Source organism: Pseudomonas sp. SDT291_1_S447, assembly GCF_054070155.1.
This window is the reverse complement of sequence record NZ_JBSVXS010000019.1, coordinates 1-21,015: the sequence shown is the minus strand read 5'-3', so window position 1 is coordinate 21,015 and position 21,015 is coordinate 1. Positions and strand designations below refer to the sequence as shown.

General features: G+C 58.6%; 20 protein-coding genes and 1 other RNA gene. 7 read left to right on the top strand and 14 right to left on the bottom strand.

The window, feature by feature from the left end; all coding sequences use genetic code 11:
- The first annotated feature begins 99 nt into the window (after positions 1–99).
- From ACW9IR_RS09305 to hemN, 4 genes are all read left to right on the top strand, one after another.
- Positions 100–2,550 carry a heavy metal translocating P-type ATPase gene (locus ACW9IR_RS09305; protein WP_102900751.1) on the top strand — a complete coding sequence of 817 codons (2,451 nt, stop codon included), beginning with the start codon at positions 100–102 and terminating at the stop codon, positions 2,548–2,550.
- Between the two features lie 22 nt (positions 2,551–2,572).
- The gene (gene ccoS, locus ACW9IR_RS09300) at positions 2,573–2,785 is read left to right on the top strand and encodes a cbb3-type cytochrome oxidase assembly protein CcoS (RefSeq protein WP_102900752.1); all 213 of its coding nucleotides are present in this window, start codon (positions 2,573–2,575) and stop codon (positions 2,783–2,785) included.
- Complete coding sequence (locus ACW9IR_RS09295) at positions 2,778–3,461, top strand: sulfite exporter TauE/SafE family protein (RefSeq protein WP_016984739.1); 684 nt, start codon at positions 2,778–2,780, stop codon at positions 3,459–3,461. Before ccoS ends, ACW9IR_RS09295 begins: the two co-directional genes overlap by 8 nt.
- A gap of 197 nt (positions 3,462–3,658) precedes the next feature.
- Positions 3,659–5,041 (top strand): oxygen-independent coproporphyrinogen III oxidase, encoded by a 1,383-nt coding sequence (gene hemN, locus ACW9IR_RS09290; protein ID WP_102900753.1) that lies wholly within the window; start codon positions 3,659–3,661, stop codon positions 5,039–5,041.
- Here hemN and ACW9IR_RS09285 read toward each other — a convergent pair.
- A complete protein-coding gene (locus tag ACW9IR_RS09285) occupies positions 5,038–5,520 on the bottom strand; it encodes a hypothetical protein (RefSeq protein ID WP_102900754.1) in 483 nt (160 codons plus the stop codon). The two genes, hemN and ACW9IR_RS09285, sit on opposite strands and share 4 nt — an antisense overlap.
- Positions 5,521–5,674: 154 nt before the next feature.
- Here ACW9IR_RS09285 and fnr point away from each other — a divergent pair, with 154 nt between their 5' ends.
- Together fnr and ACW9IR_RS09275 are read left to right on the top strand one after the other, a co-directional pair.
- Positions 5,675–6,409: a fumarate/nitrate reduction transcriptional regulator Fnr gene (gene fnr / locus ACW9IR_RS09280; protein WP_003223347.1), complete on the top strand. Its 735-nt coding sequence runs from the start codon at positions 5,675–5,677 to the stop codon at positions 6,407–6,409.
- Between the two features lie 78 nt (positions 6,410–6,487).
- Complete coding sequence (locus ACW9IR_RS09275; protein WP_024012326.1) at positions 6,488–7,036, top strand: adenine phosphoribosyltransferase; 549 nt, start codon at positions 6,488–6,490, stop codon at positions 7,034–7,036.
- Positions 7,037–7,146: 110 nt separating this feature from the next.
- Here ACW9IR_RS09275 and ACW9IR_RS09270 read toward each other — a convergent pair whose 3' ends face one another.
- From ACW9IR_RS09270 to dnaX, 5 genes are all read right to left on the bottom strand, one after another.
- Positions 7,147–8,295 (bottom strand): acyl-CoA dehydrogenase family protein, encoded by a 1,149-nt coding sequence (locus tag ACW9IR_RS09270; protein WP_457462873.1) that lies wholly within the window; start codon positions 8,293–8,295, stop codon positions 7,147–7,149.
- Between the two features lie 186 nt (positions 8,296–8,481).
- Entirely contained in the window at positions 8,482–9,084 is a 603-nt protein-coding gene (gene recR / locus ACW9IR_RS09265) for a recombination mediator RecR (protein ID WP_007918335.1), read from the bottom strand.
- 66 nt (positions 9,085–9,150) lie between these two features.
- On the bottom strand, positions 9,151–10,185 hold the full coding sequence (locus tag ACW9IR_RS09260) for an NADP-dependent oxidoreductase (protein WP_457462870.1): 1,035 nt from the start codon (positions 10,183–10,185) through the stop codon (positions 9,151–9,153).
- A gap of 276 nt (positions 10,186–10,461) precedes the next feature.
- Entirely contained in the window at positions 10,462–10,800 is a 339-nt protein-coding gene (locus ACW9IR_RS09255) for a YbaB/EbfC family nucleoid-associated protein (protein ID WP_016984747.1), read from the bottom strand.
- 67 nt (positions 10,801–10,867) lie between these two features.
- On the bottom strand, positions 10,868–12,970 hold the full coding sequence (gene dnaX / locus ACW9IR_RS09250) for a DNA polymerase III subunit gamma/tau (RefSeq protein WP_457462868.1): 2,103 nt from the start codon (positions 12,968–12,970) through the stop codon (positions 10,868–10,870).
- 145 nt (positions 12,971–13,115) lie between these two features.
- On the opposite strand from dnaX, the gene ACW9IR_RS09245 reads away from it, so the two are divergent.
- Entirely contained in the window at positions 13,116–13,865 is a 750-nt protein-coding gene (locus tag ACW9IR_RS09245; RefSeq protein ID WP_457462866.1) for a substrate-binding periplasmic protein, read from the top strand.
- 57 nt (positions 13,866–13,922) lie between these two features.
- On the opposite strand, the gene ACW9IR_RS09240 is transcribed toward ACW9IR_RS09245, so the two are convergent.
- From ACW9IR_RS09240 to ACW9IR_RS09205, 8 genes are all read right to left on the bottom strand, one after another.
- The gene (locus ACW9IR_RS09240; RefSeq protein ID WP_457462864.1) at positions 13,923–14,411 is read right to left on the bottom strand and encodes an OB-fold protein; all 489 of its coding nucleotides are present in this window, start codon (positions 14,409–14,411) and stop codon (positions 13,923–13,925) included.
- Positions 14,412–14,563: 152 nt separating this feature from the next.
- Positions 14,564–14,923: a hypothetical protein gene (locus ACW9IR_RS09235; protein ID WP_457462863.1), complete on the bottom strand. Its 360-nt coding sequence runs from the start codon at positions 14,921–14,923 to the stop codon at positions 14,564–14,566.
- A gap of 40 nt (positions 14,924–14,963) precedes the next feature.
- Positions 14,964–16,106 carry a polymorphic toxin type 44 domain-containing protein gene (locus ACW9IR_RS09230; protein WP_457462861.1) on the bottom strand — a complete coding sequence of 381 codons (1,143 nt, stop codon included), beginning with the start codon at positions 16,104–16,106 and terminating at the stop codon, positions 14,964–14,966.
- Positions 16,107–16,442: 336 nt separating this feature from the next.
- Entirely contained in the window at positions 16,443–18,407 is a 1,965-nt protein-coding gene (locus ACW9IR_RS09225) for a hypothetical protein (protein ID WP_457462859.1), read from the bottom strand.
- 35 nt (positions 18,408–18,442) lie between these two features.
- On the bottom strand, positions 18,443–18,790 hold the full coding sequence (locus ACW9IR_RS09220) for a hypothetical protein (protein WP_457462857.1): 348 nt from the start codon (positions 18,788–18,790) through the stop codon (positions 18,443–18,445).
- A complete protein-coding gene (locus ACW9IR_RS09215) occupies positions 18,783–19,232 on the bottom strand; it encodes a hypothetical protein (protein ID WP_457462855.1) in 450 nt (149 codons plus the stop codon). Before ACW9IR_RS09215 ends, ACW9IR_RS09220 begins: the two co-directional genes overlap by 8 nt.
- Positions 19,233–19,475: 243 nt before the next feature.
- Positions 19,476–19,572, bottom strand: an RNA gene (gene ffs / locus ACW9IR_RS09210) — signal recognition particle sRNA small type.
- Positions 19,573–19,706: 134 nt separating this feature from the next.
- Positions 19,707–20,870 (bottom strand): zinc-binding metallopeptidase family protein, encoded by a 1,164-nt coding sequence (locus ACW9IR_RS09205; protein ID WP_457462853.1) that lies wholly within the window; start codon positions 20,868–20,870, stop codon positions 19,707–19,709.
- Positions 20,871–21,015: the final 145 nt, after the last annotated feature.

Sequence of the window (21,015 nt, the reverse complement as noted above, 5' to 3'; positions counted from 1 at the left end):
TCAGGCTCACACCGATCGGCCCCCTCTCCCTCCGGGAGAGGGCTGGGGTGAGGGCAAGCGGACAACTCCAATGCAAGGGCTTACCCCCTCAACGATGCCATGACCAGCCCACTCCCCTGTTACCACTGCGCTCTGCCCGTCCCGTCCGGCAGCCGCTTCACCGCTGTCGTACTCGGGGAGTCCCGCGAGTTCTGCTGCCCGGGCTGTCAGGCCGTGGCCGAAGCCATCGTCGCTGGTGGTCTGGAAAGCTACTACCAACACCGCAGCGAAGCCTCGGCCAACCCCGAAGCGTTGCCGGTGCAATTGACCGACGAACTGGCGCTGTACGACCGCGCCGATGTCCAGCAACCCTTCGTCCGCCACGAAGGCGAACTGGCCCAAACCACGCTGTTGATGGAAGGCATCAGTTGCGCCGCGTGTGGCTGGCTGATCGAAAAACACCTGCGCACGCTGCCTGCCGTGGCCGAGGCGCGACTGAACCTGTCCAACCATCGTTTGCACGTGAGTTGGGCCGACGCGCAATTACCGCTGAGCCAGATCCTCGCCGAGCTGCGCCACATCGGTTACGCCGCCCACCCGTATCAGGCTGATCGCGCCAGCGAACAACTGGCCAGTGAAAACCGCCTCGCTCTGCGCCAGCTCGGTGTGGCCGGTCTGCTGTGGTTTCAGGCAATGATGGCGACCATGGCCACCTGGCCGGAATTCAACATCGACCTCAGCCCCGAGCTGCATACGATTCTGCGCTGGGTCGCACTGTTCCTGACCACGCCGATCGTCTTCTACAGCTGCGCGCCGTTCTTCAAAGGGGCGATGCGCGATTTGCGCACGCGTCACCTGACCATGGATGTCTCGGTGTCACTGGCGATCGGCAGCGCCTACATCGCCGGGATCTGGACCTCGATCACCGGCGTTGGCGAGTTGTATTTCGATGCGGTCGGGATGTTTGCGCTGTTTCTGCTTGCCGGGCGTTATCTCGAACGCCGCGCTCGCGAGCGTACCGCCGCGGCGACGGCGCAGCTTGTGAATCTATTGCCGGCCTCGTGTCTGCGCCTCGACGACAGCGGCCAGAGCGAACGCATCCTGCTCAGCGAGCTACGCCTCGGCGAGCGGATTCTGGTGCAGGCCGGCTCGATTCTGCCGGCGGATGGCAAGATCATCGACGGCCAGTCGAGCATCGACGAATCACTGCTGACCGGCGAATACCTGCCGCAACCGCGCATACCGGGCGACGTGGTCACCGCCGGCACGCTCAACGTTGAAGGCGCGTTGACCGTGGAAGTACAGGCGCTGGGTCAAGACACACGCCTTTCGGCCATCGTCCGCCTGCTCGACCGCGCCCAAGCGGAAAAACCGCGACTGGCAGAAATCGCCGACCGTGCCGCGCAATGGTTTTTGCTGGTATCGCTGATCGCGGCGGCCGCCATTGGCCTGTTGTGGTGGGAACTGGATTCGTCGCGAGCATTCTGGATTGTCCTCGCCATGCTGGTTGCCACCTGCCCGTGCGCCCTGTCGCTGGCAACGCCGACCGCCCTCACCGCCGCCACCGGCACCCTGCACAAACTCGGGTTGCTGCTGACGCGCGGCCATGTGCTGGAAGGTTTGAATCAGATCGACACAGTGATCTTCGACAAGACCGGCACCCTTACCGAAGGCCGACTGGTGCTGCGTTCGATTCGCCCACTCGGCGCGCACGACAGCGATGAATGCCTGAGCCTCGCCGCCGCCCTGGAGAACCGTTCAGAACACCCGATTGCCCGCGCTTTCGGCCGTGCGCCGCTGGCCGCTGAAGAAGTCCACAGCACGCCGGGGCTTGGCCTCGAAGGCTTGGTGGGCGGACAGCGTTTGCGCATCGGCCAGGCAGAATTTGTCTGCGCCCTCAGCGGTGCGAACGTGCCCGGCATGCCGGACGAGGCCGGCCAATGGTTGCTGCTCGGCGACACTCAAGGGCCACTGGCGTGGTTCGTCCTCGACGATCGCTTGCGTGATGACGCTCCGGCGCTGCTCGCCGCGTGCAAGGCGCGTGGCTGGCGGACGCTGCTCTTGTCCGGTGACAGCTCGCCGATGGTCGCCAGTGTGGCGGCGGAACTGGGCATTGATGAGGCTCGCGGCGGTCTGCGTCCGGACGACAAACTGCAAGTCCTGCAACAACTGCACAAGGAAGGTCGCAAAGTGCTGATGCTCGGTGACGGCGTCAACGACGTGCCGGTGCTGGCTGCCGCTGATATCAGCGTGGCCATGGGTTCAGCCACCGATCTGGCGAAAACCAGCGCCGATGCGGTGTTGCTGTCCAATCGCCTCGACGCCCTGGTCCAAGCCTTCACACTCGCACGGCGCACCCGCCGGGTAATCATCGAGAACCTGCTGTGGGCCGCGCTGTACAATGGCCTCATGTTGCCGTTCGCCGCCCTCGGCTGGATCACTCCGGTGTGGGCCGCCGTCGGCATGTCGATCAGTTCGTTGACCGTGGTGCTCAATGCCCTGCGCCTGACTCGCCTGCCGAGTTCGTCGCCCGTCAGCACCCGGTCAGAAACCCGCCCGCTGCCGGCCTGAGCCGCGCGAGCCTGGAGTAAAGATGCCAGCTCTCTACGTGATGATCCCGGCCGCCCTGCTGATCGTGGCCATCGCCGTTTACATCTTCTTCTGGGCAGTGGACAGCGGTCAGTACGACGACCTCGACGGTCCGGCGCACAGCATCCTCTTCGATGATCAGGATCCGAAACACACCGCTGCCGTGGACGAAGCCAACGCCAGCAAACCGGACGACAAGGCCCCACCCCATGCTTGAACTGGCGCCATTGCTGGTCTCGGCATTGATCCTCGGCCTGCTCGGTGGCGGCCACTGCCTGGGCATGTGCGGCGGCTTGATGGGGGCGCTGACCCTGGCGATTCCCAAGGAACAGCGCAGTCGGCGCTTTCGTTTGCTGCTGGCGTACAACCTTGGGCGAATCCTCAGTTATGCCACCGCAGGATTGCTGATTGGCCTTGCAGGCTGGGCGGTCGCGAACAGCCCAGCCGCATTGTTCATGCGCGTGCTGGCCGGACTACTGCTGATCGCCATGGGTTTGTATCTGGCCGGTTGGTGGAGCGGACTGACGCGCATTGAAAGTCTCGGACGCGGTTTGTGGCGTTACATCCAACCCGTCGCCAACCGCTTGCTGCCGGTATCGAGTTTGCCTCGTGCGCTATTGCTTGGCGCGCTGTGGGGCTGGCTGCCGTGCGGACTGGTTTACAGCACGTTGTTGTGGTCGGCGAGTCAGGGCAATGCGCTGGACAGTGCATTGTTGATGCTTGCGTTTGGCCTCGGCACCTGGCCGGTGCTGCTCGCCACGGGCCTCGCGGCAGAACGCGTCACCGCCATTTTGCGCAAACGAAGTGTGCGCATGGCCGGAGGGTTGCTGGTGATCCTGTTCGGCATATGGACATTGCCCGGGCCGCATCAACATTGGTTGATGGGGCATTAGATCGGCGGCGCGGCCTTCGCGAGCAAGCTCGCTCCCACAGGGGATTTAAGGCGTACACAAAATCTGTGGGAGCGAGCTTGCTCGCGAAGAGGCCTGCATGATCAACACACCTCTCCCCGTTGATGCAAATCAACAGCCCCACCACCGCACCCCGATAGACTCGCTCACACTGCCAGCCTATCCGGGGGAACGCCCGCATGCTCGACGCCATTCGTTGGGACTCTGATCTGATCCGCCGCTACGACCTGGCGGGGCCGCGCTACACCTCTTATCCGACGGCTGTGCAATTTCACAGTCAAGTCGGCACCTTCGACCTGTTCCATGCCCTGCGCGACAGCCGCAAAGCCCTGCGCCCCTTATCGCTATACGTGCATGTGCCGTTCTGCGCGAACATTTGCTACTACTGCGCCTGCAATAAGGTCATCACCAAGGATCGCGGTCGTGCGTTGCCGTACTTGCAGCGGCTGGAGCAGGAGATCCAGTTGATCGCCTGCCACCTCGACCCCGCGCAAAAAGTCGAGCAACTGCACTTTGGTGGCGGTACGCCGACCTTTCTCAGCCACGACGAACTGCGTCAGTTGATGGCGCACCTGCGCAAGCATTTCAATCTGCTGGATGACGACTCCGGCGATTACGGCATCGAGATCGACCCGCGTGAAGCCGACTGGTCGACCATGGGCCTGCTGCGCGAACTGGGTTTCAACCGGGTCAGCATCGGCCTGCAAGACCTCGATCCGGCGGTGCAGCGTGCGGTCAATCGCCTGCAAAGTCTGGAAGAAACCCGTGCGGTGATCGACGCCGCGCGCACCCTGCAGTTTCGCTCGATCAATATCGATCTGATCTACGGCTTGCCCAAGCAGACCCCGGAAAACTTCGCCCGCACCGTCGAGGAAGTGATCAGCCTGCAACCGGATCGGCTCTCGGTGTTCAACTATGCGCACCTGCCGGAACGTTTCATGCCGCAGCGGCGGATCAATGGCAATGAGTTACCGGCGCCCGCGCAGAAACTGGAAATGCTCGAACGCACCATCGAACAGCTCACCGCCGCCGGTTATCGCTACATCGGCATGGACCACTTTGCCCTGCCCGACGATGAGCTGGCCATTGCCCAAGAGGAGGAAACCCTGCAACGCAACTTCCAGGGTTACACCACCCACGGCCATTGCGACTTGATTGGTCTGGGGGTTTCCGCAATCAGCCAGATCGGCGACCTGTACTGCCAGAACAGCAGCGATCTCAACGAGTACCAGAACACCCTCGCCGCCGCACAACTGGCGACCAGCCGTGGCCTGGTGTGCAACGCCGATGATCGCTTGCGCCGAGCGGTGATCCAGCAGTTGATCTGCAATTTCAGCCTGGAATTCGCCGAGATCGAGCAGCAGTTCAACATCGATTTTCAGGGTTATTTCGGCGCGCTATGGCCGCAACTGCAAGGCATGGCCAGCGATGGCCTGATCGAGCTGGATCGCGAACGAATCGCCGTGTTGCCGGCGGGGCGTCTGCTGGTGCGCTCGGTATGCATGGTGTTTGATGCCTACCTTGAGCAGCAAACCCGCCAGCGTTTCTCGCGGGTGATTTAGTTTTTCGTCAGCAGCGAACCGACTTTAAGATTCTGATCCGACGTCAGGCCCGACTGCCCGACCACTTTGGACAAGGCCAGATTGGCGGTGATCAGCCCAGTGTTCAACGCAGCAATGGCGCCGCGCAGAGCCGCGAGTTTGTTGATCTTTTCTTCGTTGGAAAGGCGTTTGTCGGTCATGACCGCTTCGATGAGTGCCTTTTTCTCGGCGATCTGTTTTTGCAACTTGCGGATCATCTTCAGCAATTGCTGGATGTTCTCAGGCAGCCCGCTGTCGTCGATGTCGCTGTTTTCGCCACCGACACTGGCGGCTTTTTCAATCGAGGCACCGGACAGCGACACTTTGACGCCCTCGACCAAGGTCGGGGTTGCCTCTTCGGTCGAGCCTGCTTCCCGTGCATTGTCTAAAGAGGTTTTAAACGTTTCCGGCATTGCCGCAACGTCGCTGCTACCGGGGCCCAGCGTGCCAATGGCGGCCATCGAAGCGTTCCTTGTATGCGTTCTGATACCTGTTTATCGGCGGCTGGCCCTGCGGCTTTACACCTGTAGGGCAAAGTCGCCCCAGACTGGCCTCAATGTCCTCCCGTGGGTTACCCTTACGGCTTATGTGTGTTTTCCCACAAGGATTAAAGAAATGTCCGAGCCAGTTAAACTGCGCGCTCATAACCAGGCCCATTGCAAGGATTGCAGCCTGGCCCCTCTCTGCCTGCCACTTTCTCTGAATCTGGAAGACATGGATGCGCTGGACGAAATCGTTAAACGCGGCCGCCCACTGAAAAAGGGCGAGTTCCTGTTCCGCCAGGGCGACACGTTCGATTCCGTTTATGCAGTACGCTCCGGCGCCCTGAAGACCTTCAGCCTGAGCGACAGCGGCGAAGAACAGCTCACCGGGTTCCACCTGCCGAGCGAACTGGTCGGCCTGTCCGGCATGGACACCGAGAAACACCCGGTCTCCGCCCAGGCACTGGAAACCACCTCTGTCTGCGAAATCCCTTTTGAACGTCTCGATGAACTGGCCCTGCAATTGCCGCAGCTGCGCCGCCAGTTGATGCGCGTGATGAGCAGGGAAATCCGCGACGACCAGCAAATGATGTTGCTGCTGTCGAAGAAAACCGCTGACGAGCGCATAGCGACGTTCTTGGTCAATCTGTCCGCGCGCTTCCGCGCTCGCGGCTTCTCGGCCAATCAGTTCCGCCTGAGCATGTCGCGCAATGAAATCGGTAACTACCTCGGCCTGGCGGTGGAAACCGTGTCTCGCGTGTTCACGCGCTTCCAGCAAAACGAGCTGATCGCCGCCGAGGGCAAGGAGATTCACATCCTCGACCCGATCCAGCTCTGCGCGCTGGCCGGTGGCTCGCTCGAAGGTTAATGTCGATCCGCGGTTGAGCGAAGCGTTTCAGCCGCGGGTATACTGCGCCGTTTGCAGCCCTGCCAGGACACCTCGACGATGGTCTTCGACTCCTTCGACATCAAATCGCTTATCCGCCCTGTGATCGACTTCCCGAAACCGGGTGTGATCTTTCGCGACATCACCCCGCTGTTCCAGTCGCCGACGGCCCTGCGCCTGGTGATGGACAGCTTCGCCCACCGCTATGTGGAAGCCGACTTCACCCACATCGGCGCGATGGATGCCCGGGGCTTTCTGATCGGCTCGGTGCTGGCGTATCAGTTGAACAAGCCGCTGGTGCTGTTCCGCAAGCAAGGCAAACTGCCGGCGGACGTGCTGGCCGAGGGTTACGCGACCGAGTACGGCGAAGCGTTCCTGGAAGTACACGCCGACAGCCTGTGTGAAGGCGACTCGGTAGTGATGTTCGATGATTTGATCGCCACTGGCGGCACGCTGATCGCGGCAGCCAACCTGATTCGCCGCATGGGCGCGCGGGTGCATGAGGCGGCGGCGATCATTGATTTGCCTGAGCTGCAAGGTTCGCAGCGCCTGCAGGACATGGGTATCCCTACTTTCTGCCTGACGCAGTTTGCACTGACTGATAAGTAAGCGGCGCCTGTTCCATCGCTTTCGCGAGCAAGCTCGCTCCCACATGGGAACGCATTCCAACTGTGGGAGCGAGCTTGCTCGCGAAGGGGCCGGCAGCCTCACTGCAAAACCTATAGCCCCATCTGCTTGCTGATGATCTCGTTCATCACCTCCCGCGTCCCGCCGCCAATCGACAGAATGCGGTTATCCCGATACAGCCGCTCCACCAGACTCTCGCGCATATACCCCAACCCACCAAGAATCTGCACCGCCTCGGTGGTGATTCGGTCCGAGGTATCCGTGGCAAAATTCTTCGCCATGGAAATCTCTTTGATCACGCTCTGCCCCGCCGCCATCTTCGCCGCTTGCCGGTAAGTGAACTCCCGTGAAACCTCCAGCGCAGTCGCCATTTCGGCGAGGCGATGCTTGATTACCTGAAACTTGCCGATCGGTTTGCCAAACGCTTCACGCTCCCGCGCCCATTTCAGGCTCTGTTCCAGCGCAAGTTGTGAGGTCATGTTGGCCATCAGCGCCAGCGCCAGTCGTTCGCTTTGAAAATTGCCCATGATGCAGGCGAAGCCCATGTTCTCGGCGCCGATAAGATTTCCCACAGGCACGCGGCAATCGTCGAAGAACAATTCGGCGGTGTCCGACGCCCACCAACCCATCTTTTTCAACTGACGGCCAACGGTGAAGCCCGGCGTGCCCTTTTCGATCAACAACAGGCTGATGCCGCCGAAACCCGGCGCACCGGTGCGCACCGCAACGGTGTAGAAATCCGCGCGCACGCCACTGGTGATAAAGGTTTTGCTGCCGTTGACACGATAGACATCGCCGTCGCGCACGGCGCGGGTTTGCAGGTTGGCGACGTCGGAACCGCCGCCTGGTTCGGTGACCGCCAGGGCGCTGATCTTTTCGCCGCTGAGCACTGGCGGCACAACCCGATCACGCACCTCGGGACGGGCCCATTTGACGATCGGTGGCAGGCCGATATCCAGCGAGCCGAGACCCGCTACCAGGCCGCCAGAGCCGCAGCGCATCAATTCCTCACTGGCGGCGACCTTGGCGAACACATCGCCTTCATGGCTACCTCCCAGCGTCTCCGGGTAACCGATGCCAAGGATGCCCGCCGCGCCAGCCTTCAGGTACAGCTCGCGGGGGAAGCTTTCCGCTTCTTCCCACTGGTCGATGTCCGGCAGGATCTCGCGCTCGACGAAACGCCTGACGCTGTCGCGGACCAATTGGTGGCTGGGGTCGAAGTATTCCTGAAAGGCAGGCATGGGCGAGCTCCACGGAAGGGTTCGCCGAACTTAACCGAGCGCTTGCTTGGTTTTCAACAAGATTGTGGATGTGAAGCTCGGAAACCGAGTCGCATCGATCGCGAGCAGGCTCACTCCTACAGGGGAACGCATTCCAAATGTAGGAGTGAGCCTGCTCGCGATGAGGCCAGAACAGGCATTACAGTATTAGAGAGAAATCGGTTTCCGCCCGGCAAACGAATGCGCCAGCGTGCCGCCATCGACCAGCTCCAGTTCACCACCCAACGGCACGCCGTGGGCAATCCGCGAAGCGATCAGGCCTTTGTTGCTCAGCAGCTGCGCGATGTAATGCGCCGTCGCTTCACCTTCCACCGTCGGGTTGGTCGCGAGGATGACTTCGGTAAACGTCCCCGCTTCTTCGATTCGCGTCATCAACTGCGGAATGCCGATCGCCTCAGGGCCCAAGCCATCAAGCGGCGACAAATGCCCCTTGAGCACAAAGTAGCGCCCACGGAAGCCAGTCTGTTCGACCGCATAGACATCCATCGGCCCTTCCACCACACACAGCAACGTATCGTCACGGCGGGTATCGGCGCATTGCGGACACAGATCGTCTTCGGTCAGCGTGCGGCACTGGCGGCAGTGACCGACCCCTTCCATGGCCTGGCTGAGGGCCTGGGCCAGGCGCAAACCGCCGCTGCGGTCACGCTCAAGCATCTGCAACGCCATGCGCTGGGCGGTCTTCTGACCCACGCCCGGCAAGGTGCGCAGCGCGTCGATCAGTTGGCGAATCAAAGGGCTGAAGCTCATGGGTAAAAAGTCCGACAAAACAACGAGACGCGGTTTATACCCGCGCCTCTGGCCAGCGTCAAATACTCAGTCCTGGGCGACCTTCACCACCAGTTTGCCGAAGTTGCGCCCCTCCAGCAGACCGATAAACGCCTCGGGCGCCTGCTCCAGGCCTTCCACCACGTCCTCACGGAATTTGACCTTGCCCTCGCGCACCCACGGCACCATGTGGCTGATGAATTCCGGCTGACGATCACCGTAGTCGTCGAACACGATGAAGCCTTGAATCCGCACGCGCTTGGTCAGCAGTGTGCGTTGCAGCATCGGCAGGCGATCCGGGCCTTGCGGCGCTTCGGAGGCGTTGTAACCAGCGATCAGACCGCACAACGGAATGCGCGCCTTGGGATTGAGCAGCGGCACCACGGCATCGAACACATGACCACCGACATTCTCGTAGTAGATGTCGATGCCATTGGGGCAGGCCTTGGCCAGTTGCTCGGCGAAGTCGGCGGCTTTGTGATCGATGCAGGCATCGAAACCCAGCTCTTCAACCACGTACTTGCACTTCTCGGCACCGCCGGCCACACCGACCGCGCGCAGGCTTTTGATCTTCGCCACCTGGCCGACCACCGAGCCCACCGCGCCGGACGCCGCAGCGACAACGAGGGTTTCACCTTCCTTCGGCTGGCCAATGTCCATCAGGCCCATGTACGCGGTCATCCCCGGCATGCCCAACACGCCCAGCGCCATTGAAGGACTCGGCAGCCCGGCAGGGATCGGGATGATGTTGCGACCGTCGCTGATGCTGTGGCTCTGCCAACCGGTCGCGCCGACCACCAGATCGCCTTTATGGAATTTTGGATGACGCGAATCCTCGACACGGCTGACCGCGCCGCCGGTCATCACTTCGCCGATTTGCACCGGCGCGGCGTAGGACGGCGCGTCGCTCATGCGCCCGCGCATGTAGGGATCGAGGGACAGATAGAGGGTTTTCAGCAGCACCTCGCCGTCCTGCAGATCCGGCAGAGCTTCGCGTTCGAGGCGGAAGTTTTCCGGGGTCGGCGCACCGATCGGGCGTGAGGCGAGGACAAAGCGCTGGTTGAGGGTGAGAGGGTCGGACATGTCAGCGTCTCCTGTGAAGGGTGAATTCAGCGGGTATAGGGAGCAGACCGTTGAGGCTTTTGCGCGTTCGATGTTTATTCAGTTGGCCGGGATTGATCGTTCCCATGCTCCGCGTGGGAACGCCGCATCGGACGCTCCGCGTTCGGCTCTGGACTTGGAACGCGGAGCGTCCCGGGCTGCATTCCCACGCAGAGCGTGGGAACGATCAGTCGGAAACAAAAATGCCAGGCGCGATGCCTGGCATTTTGTGTAGCTCATCTGTCGCCGAATGGCGAATCAGAATGGCAGTTTCATACCGGCAGGCAGGTTCATGCCGGCGGTCATGTTGCCCATTTTGTCCTGGCTGTTTTTCTCGATCTTGCGCACAGCGTCGTTGACGGCAGAGGCGATAACCGCTTCCAGCATCTCTTTGTCATCTTCGCTCATGCCTTCGACCAGGCTTGGGTCGATGCTGACGCTTTTGACGTCGTGACGACCGGTCATCACCACGGTGACCATATCGCCGCCGGCCTTACCGGTGACTTCGGCGTTGGCCAGTTCTTCCTGCATCTTGGCCATTTTTTCCTGCATCTGCTGCGCCTGCTTCATCAGGCCGGCCATGCCACCTTTCATCATGGGAATCACCTCAAAAGTACTTGGATCAAAACAGCGCCCGGCCAGCGAGGCCGGGCACCTTCAGTTATTAGCCTTGGGCGACCAAGGCGTCGACAGGTTCAATAGTATCGTGTCGCACCACCGCGCCGAACTGCTGAACCATCTGCTGGATGAACGGATCGCCGTGGATCGACTCCTCCGCCTCGCGCTGACGGTTGGCGCGGCGGCGGGACGCGGCCTGGGCCGGGGTTTCCTGCTCGGGCTTGATCAGCTCGATGGTCAGGGTCAGCGTGCGACCGTGGAACTGGTTCAACGCATCGTTCAGACGCCGCTGCTGCGTGGCATTGAACAGTGCACTGTGCGCCGGGTCGAGGTGCATCAGCCAATGGTCGCCATCGACGGCGATCAATGTGCAGTTGGCGGCGATGCTGCCAGTCATGCCGGAGATCGGCAGTTTCGGGAACAGCTCCAGCCATTGCAACGCCAGACCGGTGGCCGGTGCCGCAGCCGGTTCTGGCTCAGGTTCCGGGGCCGGCTCGGCGGCGTGTTCGCTGGCCAGTTCGTCGAGGTAGCTGTACGCCGAATCCATGTCCGGCTCGATGTAATCCTCATCCAGCGGCGGCTCGTCATCCAGGTCCATGCCCGGGGTGGCGGCATCGACGTCGGCGACCGACGGCTCGGGAATCGGTGCGGCAGCCCATTCTGGAGCCTCCGGAACGACGCTGTCCGGGGTCGGCAACGGCATCGGCGGCAACTCGGGTTGCTCGGCGGTGGTTTCCAGCACCGGTTCGACGGCGGGTTGCTGCGCGGGTTCGGGCTCTGGCTCTGCCTCGGGTTCTACCGGGTCATTCCACGGCAGATCGACGACAGCTTCGGCAACGACAGGTGCAGGTTCAGGTTCTGGCGCGGCAACAGGAGCAACCGGCGCGGGCTCGGGAGCCGGCGCGGGTGCAGCGACGGGCGTCGGCGCTGGAACGGGAGCCGGCGCAACCGCCGCAGCAACTACCGGCGCAGGTTTAGGCGCGGCAGCCACGGAGTTTGCGGAATCAACTGTGGCCTGGCTGATCCCCACTGGCTTTAGCGGTTGCCTCGGGGCGTCCGCCGTATCAGCGGGCCGGAAGGCGAGCATCCGCAGCAGGACCATTTCGAACCCGCCGCGCGGATCCGGCGCCAACGGCAAATCGCGGCGACCGATCAGGCCCATCTGGTAATAGAACTGCACGTCTTCGGCCGGCAAGGCCTGCGCCAATGCCAGCACGCGATCGCGGTCGCCATGGCCGTTGTCGACACCTTCCGGCAACGCCTGAGCGATGGCCACGCGGTGCAGCACGTTGAGAATTTCCGAGAGCACGCCGTTCCAGTCCGGGCCTTGTTCAGCCAGGTGACGCACGGCTTCGAGCAACGCCTTGGCGTCGCCTTCGATCAACGAATGCAGGACGTCGTAGACCTGACCGTGATCCAGCGTACCGAGCATCGCCCGCACATCCGTGGCCAGAACCTTTCCCTCACCGAAGGCGATGGCCTGATCGGTCAGGCTCATGGCGTCTCGCATCGAACCGTCAGCGGCGCGACCGAGCAACCACAGTGCATCGTCTTCGAACGGCACGTTTTCGGCGGTCAGTACGTGGGTCAAATGCTCGACCACACGCTCGGGCGTCATGTTCTTCAGCGAGAACTGCAGGCAGCGCGACAAAATCGTTGCCGGAAGTTTCTGCGGATCAGTGGTCGCGAGGATGAACTTGACGTACGGCGGTGGCTCTTCGAGGGTTTTCAGCAGCGCATTGAAGGAATGGCTGGAAAGCATGTGCACTTCGTCGATCAGGTAGACCTTGAAGCGCCCACGGCTCGGCGCGTACTGCACGTTGTCGAGCAGCTCGCGGGTGTCTTCGACCTTGGTGCGGCTCGCGGCGTCGATCTCGATCAGGTCGACGAAGCGACCCTCGTCGATTTCCCGGCACACCGAGCACTCGCCGCAGGGGCTGGAAGTGATACCTGTCTCACAGTTCAGGCATTTGGCAATGATCCGCGCAATCGTGGTTTTACCCACCCCACGCGTACCGGTGAACAGGTACGCATGGTGCAGCCGCTGGCTGTCCAAGGCATTGATCAGAGCCTTGAGCACATGGGTCTGGCCGACCATTTCGCGGAACGAGCGCGGACGCCATTTACGTGCAAGAACCTGATAACTCATCGAAAACCGTCGCAACGAAGGAAGCTGAAGCGGCTAATGCTAGCGGAGCAAGGGCAAAATTGCATCCGGTGTCCTCGTCTAATATGGCTAAGCTGCATCAGCAGAGGCTTTTATCGGCTCGGGATCGGGAATTACCGGAGCGTTTATGCGGTGGGCCGTGGGGGCGTTGCTGGGAATCAGCCTGAATGTGACGGCAGCGGAAAACCCGTTGCGCTTCGCCATGCCCGACAGCTGGGCGATGCCGATGGTGCAATACGAACGCGGCCGCCCGACCCAGGGCATTCTTTACGACCTGATGCTCAGCCTGGCCACGCAGGTCGGCGTACCGGCGCAATTTCACGTCCTGCCCCGCGCCCGCGTGCAGAGCGCGATGGAACACGGCGAGATTGATGTGCGCTGCTATGCCGCGCAGTCGTGGCTGCCGAATCAGTCGGGGGATTACATCTGGAGTCTGCCGTTGTTCTTCCAGCGCGATCTGTTGATCAGCCGCAAGGATCAACCGACCAGCACAGACCCCACGCACCTGCCCCGCCAATCCATCGGCACCGTTCTTGGCTACACCTACCCGACCCTGCAACCGTTATTCGACGCTGATCGGTTGCAACGTGAAGATGCGCGCAATCAAGAGCAGGTGTTGGAGAAGCTGCTGGCCGGACGTTATCGCTATGCAGTGAGCAATCAGTGGACGCTGGACTGGTTCAACCAGCGATTGATGCCTGAGCAGCAACTGCAAGGTGTCGCCGTGTTGCAGGAGCAGAAGGTGGGTTGTTATGTGAGGAATGATCCGAAGGTGCCGGTGCAACGGATATTGCGCACGTTGCTGCGGATGAAAATGTCGGGGGAGATTGATCAGATTATCCGGCTCTATACGGGCAGCTCGGAACCAGGTTTCTAACCCACTAAATGAAAAAAGGGACTCATGCATGAGTCCCTTGTTCAAACCAACTGGCAATTAAAGCAGAGCGCAAGAACCAGACATCGGGATCTTCGCTACATCACCTTTGCCTACACACAATAGTGTGACTTTCGCTCCCTTCTTCAGCGAAGCCAGTGAATTGGCATCACTCTTTTCGAAAGAAAACTGCGGCTCCATGAACTGATTCACACCACCACGCAATGTGAGGTATGGATTACCCATGAAGTCAGTATTGATGTCTGTGACAGTACCCGACACCTTGAATTTTTTATCTTTAAACTTCTGATCGGCAGCGACTGTGTTCTCGTTGTAAGCAACAGCGATATCACGTGCAGTCACAGCCGGTGTGGCAGCCAATTCCTGTTTTGCTTTTTCAAGCTCTGCTTCTGCACGTACTTTTTTCGCGTCGGCGAGCGCCACTGCTTCCGCTTGTTTCTGCTCCGGAGACTTCATCGCATTGCTGATGAAGCCGATAACAAAAAGTACACCTATGATAATGCCGACCCATTTAAACAGTTTTTTCACGCCTTTCTTCCTCTGATAGTTGAGTTTTCCGTTACCGCGTCATGTCCGATTGCCGGTGCTGCCTGACGATTTCAAACGAACCGATTCTCTAGAATCGGTTCGTTTGATGCAAGGCCAGTTGCCATCATTGGTGCCAGAAGCATTGAGCCGTGCTAGGGCTTGGCAAAATCCCACTGGCACTGCTTCAGCCGATCTACGTCGGTGCCACTCTCTTTTCGCATATCAATGTTGCCGTCCGCGTCAAGATAGATATCCGTGTTAGGCCATTTGGGCGTGATGCTGATGCAATGATTACGTCCGCCTTCTTTACTCCACCACGAAAACTCCATGAAGAATTCGTCGTCTGGAAGGAAGAAACCATTGTCCATCGCCCCGCCACCAGGACGCATGCCGCCTTTGTAAATACGATCTTGCACATTCCAGATATACCGGAACTCATTTTGTCCTGCTTTAGAGTAATGAACGTTCACCGTCGGCAAAGCGATGTCCCAGTGAGTAATAGCGAGATACACAAGAGGTATCCACAGCACTCGTATGAACCATGTCCGCCGCTTACTGACAGTTGTGGGCACGGATTCCATCTCCCCAACTCCCCGGTGGTACTGCAACAACTTCATCCATGATCATCTTCGCGGTCACTCCGCCTGCGGGATACTGTTCGGCGAGCTTAATCCCGATTTGAATCGATACCCTATCGGCAACGTCATCCCATGATCGCGGCGCATACCATGGGCTTGCCGTTGTGTGTGGGCCAGGATGCACTCTCCTCTCTTCAGGCTTGTTCAGCTCGCCAGCTTTGGTGGCTGCGTCGGACAAAAGCTGCGCAACGCCAGCTCCGTCCAATAGCTCGCTCTCGGACATGCCTGCTATGACTCCGACATACCCATAATGGATGTTCGACCAGATATCGTAGAAGTAATCGTAGGCCCCCTGTTTGTGGTAAACGCCAACAAAAAGCTTGCGGAGCTTCGGCTTATGATCCCAGTCCATTCTCGGACCTACTTTACTTGCCCAGATTGTCCAAGCGGCGATTATGTCCATGTAATTACCGAGGAGTCGGGCAACTGGCCGACCCACGCCTTTTAGCGACGAAGGCTGTCTGTCTGGCGAAGCAGGATCATAGTTGTAGAGCTTTTGCATCGATGAGACTTCCGGGCTCAGGATATTTCGATTCATCTCACCTGCAATGTAGTTAGCCAGAGGTTCCATTTGGTCAGGATGGTTGCACAAGGTAGGTTGCTCTTTATCCACATTCTGTTTTGCGCTCGGAGTGCCTGTATCTACAAGCGCGTTGGCGGCAACAGCCTTTTCTTTCAGTTGCGGATCAGCAAGAAGCGTGGCCATCTTCTCCTCGTCAACCGTACCATTGGGGCGAACCGCTCCAAGTGCCATGAAGTTGATGATGGTTGCCCCTCCAGCTCCCCCCATGACAAAACCACCACCAACATCACCTGATCCGCTAATGATCGTTCCTCCATGACTTGTAGGGCTTCCCAAATGAGCCATGGGGCGGCCATTGACCAGAATCGAGGGAAACCCCGTGGTGATGACCGCGCCGCATCCGCAAGTGTCACCAACACGGGCAGATCCCATGAAGTTGATATTGGTATCAGAAGAAGCAGATGCGATTGGGGTTGTACCATGCCCCGGTAATGGGCAGACATGCTTGTCTCCCAATCGAGCTGAGGAAATCATTCGTCGTCCTTGTGTCGAGCATCAAACCTCCGTCATTGGAGGTGAAAGCGTTTTGAAGCGCCGCGAGAGTACCGCACACATCGGCGAGTGGCCTTTAGGAAAATTCCGAATTGGGGGCAAGAATTGCCTGAGATCGCATTTCCACCCTCTGTAGGTGCCGACCGGCCCTCAGTAACGCATAGAGGCAATTAGTGGGGAGCCCCCCCCCGATATGGAATTGGTCGCTAACAGGAAAGATCTATAGTGAGACGAGAAGTCGCAGCCTAAAAAATACTCGCAAAATCCTGTACAGCTCGGTGTTGCCACGATATTTCGCAGCCCACAAAAGGAAATTGATCAATAACCGTGCGATTCACGAAATTTTTGCTTTCGACCTTCATGACCGTCCACCCATTCAACGACATCCATTGGAACGTAAAGCTTTACCTTGGCGCGAGAGATTGCAATGTATACGGCGCAAATCCTCCGATCAAACTCATAGGCATCCCTGAACCGCTCTTTGGTGAGCAACTCTGGAGTCAAGAGAACTTCATCGAACTCCATACCTCCCGCTCCCTCTGCAAGCATCAACATGCAGCACTTATCGGAGCGACCGATCATTCTGTTCAAACGAGTCAGATCGGCAATCTTGAAACCTTTCTCGAGTTCAGCCTTAACCCAGAGAAACGACAGATCGAATTGGTTGGCGTCGCAAACTTGCTGCCAATCAGTCATATCACTGAAATACCGATGCGCCCCATTCGGGATGGCATCGACACTGTAAAAATCCGGCTTGAACAATGCGATAGCGGTAGTCATGAAACGCTTGAGGTCATCCTCTGAGCCTTCCGAAAAGCTAAACGCGCAATTTGCATCGTGCAAGGAGATGGCCCACTTCACCGTGTCCCAAGGTGACGCCGTCAAAACCACACAACCCTCTGGTGGAACGAAACCTTGTGGGTAGATTTCTATACCGACGTCAGCGTCACGAGCACCTTCGAATGGAATCTTGCTCTTCTCCGTGTGAAGGGAAATCAACGGATTGACCAAGCGCTCGACATTGCGACCTGAGCGTACGGAATAGCAGACATCGCTTTGCCGCACCTCGCGTTTTCTTTTGACTACGTCACGATTGGCATGCTGATACTCATCTCCCAAAGTTATCAGTACCTGACGGCCGCGATCGATTATCTGTAGGAGCGATGCAGGAATGTCCTGGCTCTCGTCAATCAGAATATGCGTGTATCGGGCAGGAACCGCACATCCTGCCAGACTTGCACGTTTTATCATTAACAAGGCTTCGAGTTCTGTTCCAGCAACCCATGTCGGATTTGCCGTGAGATAGACCCATAGCCGGCTTGAATACTCGAGAAGCACCTTGGAATCCAGGCTAGACAAAGCGCACTTGAAATGAGGGAAATGTTTGGCCGATAGAGTGTGGTCCGTAGAGCCGCAATAAAGCTCAATCACCTTGAGGCAGACATTCAGGGCTTCCTGACCATTGCGGGCCTGGAAACCGAGGATATTCAATTCCCGCGAAAGGGCCTGCTTGCTCGGCCCTCTCGACGAAGCATTTGCTGCTCTGGGCGTGAATTCATGCATAAGTTTCCGCGCAAAGGCCTCGAAGGTTGCACATGAGCTTCCCTTACCTGCACCTCCAATGCGCTCACGCAGGGTTTCTAACTTTTCCTTCGTACGCGCCAAAACCAACGTACCACCAGGTAGCAGGCACTCCATCAAGACTCCCAGCAGGTGGCTCTTTCCTATTCCCGCGTAACCTTGAACGTGCAGGTCCTCATCCAGATTTGCGCGAAAGGTTCTGACCAACTTGTCTTGCGCAGCACTCAACCAACGCTCACGGCGCTTGGGCGTGACCATTTGCTGGCTGAAGGGATTATGAATCTTATGGTGGCGAATTTTGTACCCGACATCCCATTTACCATCAGGCATCAGATATTCCTGCGCCGAAACTTCATCAGCCAAGAGGAAACGCAGATTCATATGCTTGAGAGCATTCAGGCCACAGGACAACTTGTCAGTGTTGAACAACCGTTGCGCTTCGGACAGTAAACCTGCCCCCCCCGAACGGCGAGAGTCGACGCCCCACGCTATAAGCTTGACCAGAATTTTCTCAGCTGCGACAGCATTCAGGTCTTTTTCATCCGCCTGTGCCAAATTTTGAATGACCAGCACCGCCGCCAGTTCCGGCTCGGTTAAGGCGCCGAGATTTTTTTCGCCACCTTCCAGAAGCAAGCTCGCGCACACTTCCTCTGTAACGGGCAGAAAAGTAGGACTGGATAAATCAAAATGTTCCGGGTGCATAAGGCCTCATAGTCAAGGTAGGGAACGTCACAAGTTCAATCCCAGTCATGGTTTTCATTCATTTCGGGATCATCCTCCTCTGGATCGTCTGTTGACCAGAGACCACGATCTTCAAACACCCGCACCACTTCATTTCGGATCGGCGTGACATGGCGAACATCATTGAGCCAACCCAATTCAACCAATCTAGATCGTACCTCCCCTATCGGCACTCCCAGAGTTGTGCTCAAGCGGTAAAGAATTCTTTCGGCGATTTGAATATTGTCATCCTGATGATCTACATAGATGACACCATGCCCGCGCCACTTCACCTCATAATGATCAAGTAATGGCGCTAAGTACTCTGCCAAGGTTTCCTTCGCCATCCATTGCGAATCACTCATGACTGGCGCCATCGTTAACGCGAAGCTCGAAGTTATAGTCACCCAAGGTGCCCGACATTTTTCCGGGATATCTGTTGCTCTCTTTGGAGATACCTGCCCCTTTAGCATCGACTTGCCCCTGCAACTCAAAGACTGCTATTTCGAGTAGTCTGATTAAGTTTTGAGGGTTCTCGGCAGTCACGCGCAACTGCAGATCAAGTCTCCCCGCAACCGCTTGAATTGAAGATTGGGTATACGGTACCGAATCGAAGGGCATGGCTTGTTGAAGATCATCAACGTTACTGCCCGAAGCGCCACTCAAAATCGCAGCATGCTCCTCGTCCATGAGGTCAAGCACCCTCGAAAGCTCAAGGGTCTTGTCTGGATGCAATTGCATCTGTTCCTTGATCTCTAAACGGCGAAGCTGCCAGTCCCGAATTTTTCTTTGGGTCGAGTTATCCATTTCACCCACTTCGACTAATTTTCAATGCTGGGGTGCAGAGTATGACAGCCTTCATATCCGGTGGCTGGAAGGACGTGTAAAGCGAGTCGGATAATTTGTTACAACACTGCGGCGCCATCGCGAGCAGGCTCACTCCTACAGGGGATTTGTGTCGGCTTGGTAAATCGCAGGCACAAAAAAACCGCAGTGGGCGAAACCCATGCAGTTCTGTTTGAAGCGTTCGATTGTTCGTTAAGGTGGTAACCCCACCAGCCACACCCCGGCACACAATGTTCCCGCTGTGGCTGCTGCCTTCCGGCTCTGACCAGGTTCACGGGTAATCGTTGCGGGGGGACCGATGGGGTCACCATAACGACGCTTGCCTGTCGGCGAGCCGCGCCATTGTACCTATCTGAGACGAAGTTACAACCGTTGGTTGCAGATTAAAAACATGAATCGCTTCAAGGACATAAAGATCGCAGCCGATGGCAGCTACTACAGGGCCAACACCTCATCCGCCCTGCCGCCTGCTTGCTGGATCACCAGATGAATGAAGTGCAGCTTGGCAATCGCCGGCGCCGGGAGCACGAACGGGTAGAAATCCGGCTGACCCATGCTGCGTGACAGTTCATTGAGCATGCCGGCCAGTTCGATCCACGCGTTGACGAACGACAGAAACGCCTCGCCACCGGGATGTTCCGGGTCATACAGCGTGCTGGTCGGAAACGGCTGGTAATCAAAATCCATTTCCCGCGCGCTCATGCCGAAGCCCAGCGCCGTGTCAACCGCATCCATCATGTGCAGGTAATGCGCCCAGGTTTCCGCCCAGTCTTCCCAGGGATGCATGGTTGCGTAGGCGCTGACGTATTGCTGCGGCCAATCGAGCGGTGCGCCTTGCTGATAGTGGCGATCAAGCGCCTCGGCGTAACTGGCGCGTTCGTCGCCGAACAGGTTACGGAATGAGCCGAGCCACGGGCCGTTGGCGATCAGGCGATCCCAGTAATAGTGGCCCACCTCATGGCGAAAATGCCCGAGCAACGTGCGATACGGTTCGTGCATCTGCGCCCGCACCTGCTCGCGGTGGGCGTCGTCGGCTTCTTTGATGTCGAGGGTGATCAGGCCGTTGGCGTGACCGGTCATTGGTGCATTGCCTTCGAGGTCGACGCCAATGAAATCGAAAGCCAGCCCGGTGTCTTCATCGACGGTTTTCGGGATGACCTGCAAGCCGAGGGTGATCAACTGCGCGACGAGCCGACGCTTGGCGATTTCGACTTTGCGCCAGCGCTCAGGGTTGTCTGGATCAGACAAGTCAGGGATGGTGCGGTTGAGGCTGCAAGCGACGCACAGGCTATCGTGATCGTTGGCCGGCAGCAGCCAGTTGCACGCGGCAGCTGTGTCGAGGTTGGCGCAGCGGCGGAACAATCCCGACTCGGGATCGGCGTCGAGCGTCCAGGTGCCCGCGTATGGCCCCGGTTGTAGCGAGGTCAGGCGACTTTCTTCGGGTTGATAACCGAGCAAGGCATTGCACGCCAGGCACTGGCTGTTGCGAAAGAACAGCGACTGGCCGCAGCGGCACGGCCAGACTTTGCTGTTGCGTGAGGATTCGCCCATGAACGGCGCGATGATGCGGGAACTGAGCTGCTCGAAAAAGCGGTGCATGACGATCTCTCCCTGGGGCTTGCCAAAACTAGATCATTCTTGCGGGTTGATCGTTCCAACGCTCTGCGTGGGAAAATCAAAAGATCGCAGCCTGCGGCAGCTCCTACAGGAGATCAGTGAACACCCGCTTTATCGTGGTGGAACA